General features: G+C 41.8%; 5 protein-coding genes. 2 read left to right on the top strand and 3 right to left on the bottom strand.

The features are described 5' to 3' along the window. Positions 1-8 precede the first annotated feature (8 nt). Both G8O23_RS07540 and ung read right to left on the bottom strand, forming a co-directional pair. Positions 9-1,205: an alpha/beta hydrolase family protein gene (locus tag G8O23_RS07540; protein ID WP_166363374.1), complete on the bottom strand. Its 1,197-nt coding sequence runs from the start codon at positions 1,203-1,205 to the stop codon at positions 9-11. A gap of 51 nt (positions 1,206-1,256) precedes the next feature. Continuing rightward, positions 1,257-1,928, bottom strand: coding sequence for a uracil-DNA glycosylase (gene ung / locus G8O23_RS07545; RefSeq protein WP_166363388.1), 672 nt, complete (start codon positions 1,926-1,928; stop codon positions 1,257-1,259). A 163-nt stretch (positions 1,929-2,091) separates the two neighbouring features. On the opposite strand from ung, the gene G8O23_RS07550 reads away from it, so the two are divergent. Both G8O23_RS07550 and G8O23_RS07555 read left to right on the top strand, forming a co-directional pair. Beyond that, positions 2,092-4,467: a TonB-dependent receptor plug domain-containing protein gene (locus tag G8O23_RS07550; protein ID WP_166363376.1), complete on the top strand. Its 2,376-nt coding sequence runs from the start codon at positions 2,092-2,094 to the stop codon at positions 4,465-4,467. Further along, positions 4,468-7,086: a tetratricopeptide repeat protein gene (locus tag G8O23_RS07555; RefSeq protein WP_166363378.1), complete on the top strand. Its 2,619-nt coding sequence runs from the start codon at positions 4,468-4,470 to the stop codon at positions 7,084-7,086. Between the two features lie 109 nt (positions 7,087-7,195). Here G8O23_RS07555 and G8O23_RS07560 read toward each other — a convergent pair whose 3' ends face one another. Beyond that, complete coding sequence (locus G8O23_RS07560) at positions 7,196-8,776, bottom strand: peptide chain release factor 3 (protein WP_166363380.1); 1,581 nt, start codon at positions 8,774-8,776, stop codon at positions 7,196-7,198. Positions 8,777-9,115 lie beyond the last annotated feature (339 nt).

Raw genomic sequence — 9,115 nt, forward strand, 5'->3', positions numbered from 1 at the left:
ACCCTCAACTACTGTGGCATTAAATACTGAAAGAAAAAGCTGAAAGTACCCGCCGCATACTCCATTACCGAGGTAATATGATCGCCATCCTCTATAGTGATTAGCTCCACATTGTTTGCACCCAGGTTAATCATTGCGCTATAGGCCGACTCTGAATTGAAGTAGGGAACATAAGTATCGGTATCACCATGATATAGCTGTATAGGCGATTGGGGCAACCAGTTGTAGCAATTGTTATCGGCAACAGCCAATAGAAAATCGGTATCAGAGCCAGTGGTTACACCCTCAATAAACTCCTGTGTGAAAAGCAACGATGGATTTGTCTCAATTTCGGCAAACACACCCTGCTCCTCAATAACTGAGGCCCACGGTTCGTTCAAATAGAATGAGTATGGTCGTTGCAGCTGAGGATATATACTATTATAGGTGTCGAGCACCCAAAGGTATGAATTGATATACTCCAAGGGCTCAGCCGACGAAACTACCCAGTTCATAAACTCCGACTTATTGTAAGCACCTGCACCAACGGTTACAGCTGTCACACCGAACTCCGAACTATGGTTCTGCTGCATGAGTTGGAATGCCGCCATAGTAGCCGAACCACCCTCTGAATATCCCGTTAGAAATAGCTTACCATCGAGCTGATCAAAATTGTTCAGCTTAAAGTACTCACGGGTAGCCCTAATCATATCGCGCGTTGCATAAGCCAATGTTGCTCTATGTTCGTATGGATGAGGCAAATGTGCCGACACCCCATAGCCAATATAATCGGGCATAGCTATTACAAATCCTGTGGAGGCAAACATAAAGGCCATAATTTCGGCATCGGAACCAAAATTCGATGGAGCTTGGGCGTTAGAGGTAATTGTGCCATGCTGAAAGCTGATTAAGGGTTTTAAAAAGTTTCCAACGGGAACAAGCAACGCACCCGATAATTCCACACTATTACCCTGGATATCGTTTGTGGTGTATGTAAGCCGTATGCCCTTCACTCCGTATCGGATCAGAAACTCAACCTCGTTGGGTAGCATGCCGCTCCCCCCTAGCTGGGTCAATATTTCTTCCTTAGATAGCTCTACAACCTGCTCAGAGGTAACAAGGTACTCTGGGATAAACTCATCGGGAGTATCATCCTTAGAGCAAGAGGAAATGACGATGATAGATAAAACAATGATAATGTATTGCTTGAAGTTAAGGGCTTTCATTGTATGTAGTATTTTTAATTGATTCTTTAACAAGTTGATAAATATTAATGTTTAATCCAAACACCAATTGATAGGATCATATCCCATTTTCTCCAGGTAAGCATTTGCCTGGGAGAAATGCTTACACCCAAAAAACCCTCGGTATGACGATAGTGGCGACGGGTGGGGTGCTTTAAGCACAAAGTGCTTTTGCGTATCGATTAGCTTTATTTTTGCCTGTGCATACGATCCCCAAAGAAAAAATACGATTTGCTTTCGTTGCTCCGAAAGTTTGGTCATGGCAGCATCGGTAAATTGCTCCCACCCCTTACCCTGATGGGAACCAGCCTGATGCGCTCGAACGGTTAGCGTAGCATTGAGCAGCAATACTCCCTGATTGGCCCATTCTTGCAAGTTCCCGTGACTAGGCACAGCTATACCCAAATCGCTCTGAATTTCTTTGAAAATATTGACCAGAGAGGGAGGTGGTTGAACACCCTTAGGCACTGAAAAGCAAAGACCGTGCGCTTGCCCTGGCCCATGATAGGGATCTTGTCCCAATATTACCACCTTAACCTTATGGAATGGGGTGCTATTAAAGGCATTGAAGATTTTGCCTCCCGAGGGGTAAACCTTGTACTTACTTTTCTCGGCAATAAGAAAATCTTTAAGCTTAGTAAAGTATTCCTTATTGAACTCATCTGCTAAAACGTGTCTCCAACTCTCTTCAATTACTGGGTTTATCGTGATTTGACTCATAAATCAAATTGATGACATTGTGAAGTCCAAATGTACCAAAATACTAGAACTTAAAAAAAGTATTCCGACATAGGTCAACAAATATAAGTTAGTATTGAAATGAGAGTCATAATTTAATAACTTGCAGGTACAAACACAAATAGCAGCCATGGGAGTTTATACTAAAACCTGCGCTACGGTATTCTTTCTTCTACTATGTTTAGCGTCGGGTGCTCAGGTAGTAAACGACAGCTCATATAACCATTACCTCACCCCTGCTATTCTTGACGCATCGAATGTAGTAAACACCATAGACACTACAAAGGTTAGTGTAATTTCGGCTAGCAGAAGCGCTAAATACTTAAGCGACTTACCGTTAACCATTTACGTTATTAGCCATGAGGAGATTTTATTATATGGCCACACATCTCTAGCAGATGTGCTTAAGAACCTTCCGGGCATAAGAATTTCACAGCCTGGAACTGGTGAATATGGTGAGGGTTTCCAGCTAAGAGGGTTACCCGGTAATCAATACGCTAAAATTTTGATTAACAACGTACCCGTCAAACCTTCGGTTGTTGCGGGTATGCCCATTGGGCAACAGCTTCCGGTAAGACAAGCGGAGAGAATTGAGGTTATTTACGGTCCTGCTGCAGCAGTTTATGGTGCCGATGCAGTTACAGGTGTAATTAATATTATTTTGAAGGAGGCAGATAAAGGCACCTTTGTAAGGGGAGATGTGTTTGTTGGTGAGGGAAACTATAACTACGCAAACTTTACCGTAGGAGGAAAAGCTGGGAAAAACAGGAATATTCTAGATTATTCATTCTACGCCAACAAGAGTGAAATACCAAGAGTAGACATTCTTGATGGCCACAATCAGGCTTACAATCCATTGGCTATTCTTCAGCTATCTGGCAAGAAAATAAACCTTAACGGTGATATTTACGATCCAATTGAAATAACCCCTAGCCTGCTCTCAAGCTATGGGGTAAGCGAACAACAATTTGTAAGACAAGAATATGGCCCCTCTTACAAAGGATCTTTAACCTCGCCTGATTTTGAAAACATTGCATCTACTGGGCATTTAATTGGTTTAAATGTGAGGTATAGAGGAATTGGATTAACCTACAACACGATGTACCGAAAAACCCATAGTTCACTTGGGCTTAGCCCTGTAAACTTTAGATACGATAATCCCCAAAACTATTGGGCCGATAAAATACATCAGTTTTCCCTGTCGTATGCACATGATTTCAATCGTTTCTCATCCTCAACAAATCTTTCTTTTCTGAACTATTCAATGGATAACTCATCGAGCATGGGGCTAACCAAGCTTGAAAGTGATAGAGCGTATCTATATTCCGAGTCGGTCGACGTACTTTTTGAGCAACTGCTAACCTACTCTCCTACAACCAACTCAGAGATTGTTTTAGGAGGAAGTTACCAGGCCTCCAGCAGTTTGCCTCTTACCAGCTATATGGATAGGCCTTTCAACCCCAAATGGTTTAACCACTCTGGAACTTCAACCATTCCAATTCATCCTGTTATGGGCTACTTTGGGTTTAACCCCGTTAGCTACCACAACTTATCCGTTTTTAGCCAGGGTTTCGCGATGTATAGGAACTTTAATTTTCTAGCGGGTTTACGATGGGATGCTAACTCCATGTACGGTCAAAGTTTTAGCCCAAGAATTGCATTATTATATAAACTAAGCGAAAAAGTTACAGCCTTAAGTTCGGGTGGATTTGCATTTAAAGCACCACCTGCATCCATCACCTATCGATCGCTTGCCTACACGCCTCACGATGAACCCAATAGAATAAAATACATAGCTATTCCTAGTCCATCACTTAAACCGGAAAGCTACAAATCACTCGAGCTGGGGTTAAAAACTATAATAAACCAAAAGGTATCGGCCAATATCACCGCATTCTACAACCAGATAACAGACCCAATTGTAAACACATTAGTTCCTATCGACTTGGCAAAATACCCACTAGCAACTGCAGCAGGCGACAGCCTCTGGGCATCAACCTACTACAACTCCGAGAAGGCCATATCAAGGCTTTATGGTTTACAAGCAACTTTGCTATTCAACAATATAATTCCTCGTTACAAGCTTAACGGAGAGCTTAACCTTTCGCTAGCACGCCAATCGGATGAGGCGCCTGAACTTGTTGAGTTCATAGTATCGAACATTCAGCTTATGCCTGCCCATATGGGGCAGTTCAGAATAACCGCACAACCTCATAAGAACCTGTTTTTTAGAGCAGATATGATATGGATGACCAAATGGCTAAGGGTATTAATTCCCTTCGAAGAGATGTACTCCAAGCTTTTTTCAAATGTTGACGGTTTTTTTACCATCGATTTTTCAGCGAACATCAATCTCGATCATAACTTGATGGTCACAATAAAGGGAATCAATATTCTTGATGAGAAGTATGGCGGTTTTGTAACCCCGGGGCTCGACTATGGGTTACCCTACAATCCTCAGATTGGCAGAAGTTTTTCAATCGGGTTATCATACAGATTCAACTAAATGGCAATTGCAACCACATACCGAGCCAAACGAAAATGGATTGAGATTTGCATTTTTGCATTCCTTCTCCAGCTGTTTAGTCATTCTGTTTTTCCTCAAGCCCTAGAAATCAATCAATCATCTTGCATTGAAGCAGAAATCCATATTCAGAATGCCAAAGAGCTTTTCTTAAGAGGCGAGTACGAACGCACAATAATTGAGCTGCTGGAAGTTATTAACTTGGGGATACAGGACAGTTGCCCCAGGCTGCTTATCGAAGCATATTCAATTCAAGCACAGTCCTTTGAAAAACAATTGGATATCGAAAACACACTGATTGGCTACCTAAATGCCATTTCCATTGCCGAAAAGTATGGTTACAATACAACTTCAATTGAGCTATACAGAACCGTTGGTGATATATTTTTTCAAAGGAAGGTGTTCCCCAAGGCTGCCGATTACTACTCCCAAGCCCTTGAGCTAATTGATGATAATGATACTGAACAGCGGCTTTTTTATCTCGAAAACTTCAGTCTATCTAGCTTAGGATATTACAATTATGAGGAGGCTGCTAAAGCTTTACAACACATCCTCGAAATAAGCGAACCAAAGCCGTTTTTACCCATACGCTCAAGAGCATACTTTCAGCTCTCAGAGATTTATCGAAAGCAAAAAATGTGGACTAAGGCAATTGAGTACTGCAACCTTTTAACCCAATATATGCAAGAGGTAAAGGATACTCTAGGATTGGTGATCGCACTCAACAATCTTTCATATAATCAGATATCAAACAAAGAGTTTTCCAATGCCGAAACCGCTATAAATAGAGCATTAGATTTATCTAAAAAGATTAGCTTACCAACCACCTTGGTAGCGGGACTGTATACCAACTTAGGTATTTGCTACCAGAATCAGGGTAACTATCCAAGGGCATTGAATAACCTAAACAATGCAAAAGCTTTTGTTGATCCCGTTTTGTCACCGAATGAAATGGCCAACATATACAACACAATGGCTTGGGTATACTACCGTAGGAGCGATTTGTATAACGCATCGCAGCACAGTCGGCAGTCAATTGAATGGGCATTAAAATCGGACGATGCGGTAATTCTTGCAGAATCCTATAAAACGTACAGCATCCTCCTACGGGAGGGAAACGACCATATTGGAGCTTTTGATTACTTTGAGAAATATTCTTCAATCCGCGATTCCATTGACATTGCGAATAGGGTTTCTGAACAAAGCAAGGAAGAGCTGCTAGCCCGACTTGAAAAGACTGAAAAGGAGCAACGCCTATACATAGCCGATAAAGAAATGCAATTGCTTATGCTCAAACAGCTCCGACTTGAGGCGGAAAGGCAAAGACAAGAATTAGAACTGCTAAAAAAGGAACGTGACCTAGAACAACTTGAGAGACATAGAGCCTACCAGAACTTACAACTTGTTAAACGTGAGCAAGAAGCTGCTTTGCAGCAATCTACCATTCGAAATTTAGAGCAGGAGAATGCCATTAAGGAACTTCAAATTAAGCAAAAGGAAGCCGAGGAGCTGCAACGCGAGAAGGAAATTGCGCTGCTACAGAGCGAAAAGGAAAAGCAACAACTTCAAATAGAGAAGGAGACCGAAACCCGGAAAAGAGCCATTTGGATGTTGGTTTTAAGTTTTCTTATCCTAGTAGTTGTTATTACAGGGCTAATCACAACAAGAAGAAAGAATGCCCTTTTAGCTCACCAAAAAAATGTAATTGAGGAAAAGAACGAAAACCTAGAGCAAGCAAACAAAGATATTATAGATAAGAATGTGCAACTTAGCGAGCTGGCAGAGGAGATAAGAACTCAAAACGAAGAGATAACAACCCAAAAAGAACTTATCGAAGAAAAGAACAAGAACATCACAGATAGCATTCAGTATGCAAGCCTCATTCAAACTGCTGTTCTCCCAACACCAGATATCCTGAGCGAATCGTTTAACGACTATTTCATTCTGTTTAAACCAAGAGACATTGTAAGCGGCGATTTTTGGTGGTATCACAAAAATAGCCAAAGGGTTATACTGGCAGTTGCCGATTGCACGGGACACGGGGTACCCGGAGCCATCCTTAGCATGCTAGGCACAGCTCTTTTGAATGAAATTGCAAGTCAAAATCATAACATTAAGGCAAACCTGCTGCTAAACCAACTAAAAACTAAAATAATTGAGGCGCTTGTCCACAACGATAAAAGCAATCCTCGACGAGATGGAATGGATATCGCCGTCTGTATTTTTAACCCCAATTCAAATGAGGTAGAAATTGCAGGTGCAAACAACCCTGTATATGTACTTAGAAACGGAAGCATTGAAATTATAAAGGGCGATAAAGCACCCATAGGGGTGCATCAGGGAAAAACCGATTCTTTTTCTCTTAAAACCTTTGAACGTAAGGCAGGTGATAGGTTCTACCTGTTTTCCGATGGTTTCCCCGACCAATTTGGAGGAGAAAAAGGTAGAAAGTTGATGTACAAACACTTCAGAGAATTACTTATTGAAAGTGGAAACCTACCCATGAAGGATCAATGCGAATTCCTCAACTACTCATTTACAAAGTGGCAGGGTTACAACGACCAGGTAGATGATGTGCTGGTAATTGGCGTTACGCTATAAGCACAACACTTGTAAATAGTACATTTCAGCCCCAAATCAAAATAGTTCTACTACTCCCCTTACATATTTAATTCTCCCTATGATATTTATAGGAATTTTCTGCGTAGGGCTAAAACTCCGATGTGAAGTGAAACTTGATGTCGGTGAATTTCTCCTGAGCCATCTGGAGAGCATAGGGCGATTCGGCAAGGAACACTTCTCTCCCCCTCTTATCAGTTGCAAGGTTGGCGTATTTTCTGATCCTAAAATCTTTAAGCTGCTCCTGATTGGTCGTTTCAATCCAGCAAGCTTTGTAAAGGTTTATGGGTTCGTACCTACACTTAGCAGTGTACTCATGCTCCAGCCTGTACTGTATAACATCGAATTGAAGGGCGCCTACGGTTCCAATAATTTTGCGACCATTCGCCTTGGAGGTAAAGAGCTGGGCAACCCCTTCGTCCATCAGCTGGTCAATACCCTTGGCTAGCTGCTTAAACTTCATCGGATCGGCATTCTCGATATATCTAAAGAGTTCAGGCGAAAAGCTGGGGATTCCTTTAAATTTAAGACTTTCGCCTTGCGTAAGAGTGTCGCCAATTTTAAATGTTCCCGTATCGTGCAGTCCCACAATATCACCGGGGTAGGCTGTGTCAACTATCGATTTCTTATCGGCCATAAAGGCGGTGGGGCTCGAAAACTTTATCTTCTTGCCCGTTCCGGTATGTAGATATGGCTTGTTTCGCTCAAACACTCCTGAGCAAATTTTCAGAAAAGCCAACCTGTCGCGATGATTTGGATCCATGTTGGCATGAATTTTAAAGATAAAGCCTGTAAGCTCCTCCTCGAAGGGCGATACCTCGCGGGTTTCAGTTGCAATGGGCCGGGGATGTGGCGCAATATCAATAAAGCAGTTCAGAAGTTCCCTAACCCCAAAGTTATTAAGGGCACTACCAAAGAAAACTGGTGCCAATTGGCCCTTTAGGTAGGGTTCATTATCGAACTCGGGGTACACACCGTTCACCAATTCCAAATCGTCACGAAGAGACTTTGCGTAGCCTCCAATATGTTTATCAAGAATTTCGGAATTAATATCTTCAATCTCCACCACATCATCGGCAACTGTTTGCTTGTCGTCGGCAAAAAAGAGGTTCAACTTCTGCTCAAACATATTGTAAACCCCCTGAAAGGTTGGTCCCATACTTATAGGCCAGCTAAGAGGCCGTACGCTAAGCTTTAACTCCTCCTCAATCTCATCAAGTAGGTCAAAGGGATCTTTACCATCTCTATCGAGCTTATTCACAAATACAATTACAGGGGTATTACGCATCCTGCAAACCTCCATCAGCTTTCGGGTTTGAGCCTCAACACCCTTGGCACAGTCAATCACAATTATTACGCTGTCAACTGCTGTAAGCGTTCGGTAGGTGTCCTCGGCAAAATCTTCGTGCCCCGGAGTATCAAGTATATTAATCTTAATGCCTTTGTACTCAAATCCCATAACCGATGTGGCCACCGAAATTCCCCTTTGGCGCTCAATCTCCATAAAGTCGGAAGTGGCCCCTTTTTTAATCTTGTTACTCTTAACCGCACCGGCCACATGTATTGCACCACCAAACAGCAAAAGTTTTTCTGTAAGTGTGGTTTTACCCGCATCGGGGTGGCTAATAATTGCGAATGTACGACGCCTTTTTACCTCTGTATTTAATATCATCTCCTAAAATTTACGGGGTGCAAAGGTAGAAAAATTAGCTTAATTAATGGAGTTTTCACTTAATTGAATTAATCAACATCTTGGGAGCAACATACTATGCATATATTAAAAATGTGATAGTTACCAGAAACGAACCAAGTCTCATAAATACTTTACTCTACATTTCTTTCCGTTAATCAACTATAAGATAACAATATGACTTTAGTTAACGAATTTTTCAAAGCATATTAGGCTAGTAATCACTAGCATCCGAAAGTACGAAATTTAAAAATGCCCTCAGAATCCCCTATTTTTGAGTTCGACAAAAAACTTTAAAATTATGGGACTCTTCAGGCGAAA

The organism is Perlabentimonas gracilis, assembly GCF_011174675.1.
Classification (GTDB): Bacteria; Bacteroidota; Bacteroidia; order Bacteroidales; family Tenuifilaceae; genus Perlabentimonas; species Perlabentimonas gracilis.

Bases quoted from the DNA above. Each gene is read 5' to 3' on its own strand.
- G8O23_RS07540 (WP_166363374.1), bottom strand. From the start codon at position 1,205: ATGAAAGCCCTTAACTTCAAGCAATACATTATCATTGTTTTATCTATC.
- G8O23_RS07555 (WP_166363378.1), top strand. From the start codon at position 4,468: ATGGCAATTGCAACCACATACCGAGCCAAACGAAAATGGATTGAGATT.
- G8O23_RS07560 (WP_166363380.1), bottom strand. From the start codon at position 8,776: ATGATATTAAATACAGAGGTAAAAAGGCGTCGTACATTCGCAATTATT.
- G8O23_RS07550 (WP_166363376.1), top strand. From the start codon at position 2,092: ATGGGAGTTTATACTAAAACCTGCGCTACGGTATTCTTTCTTCTACTA.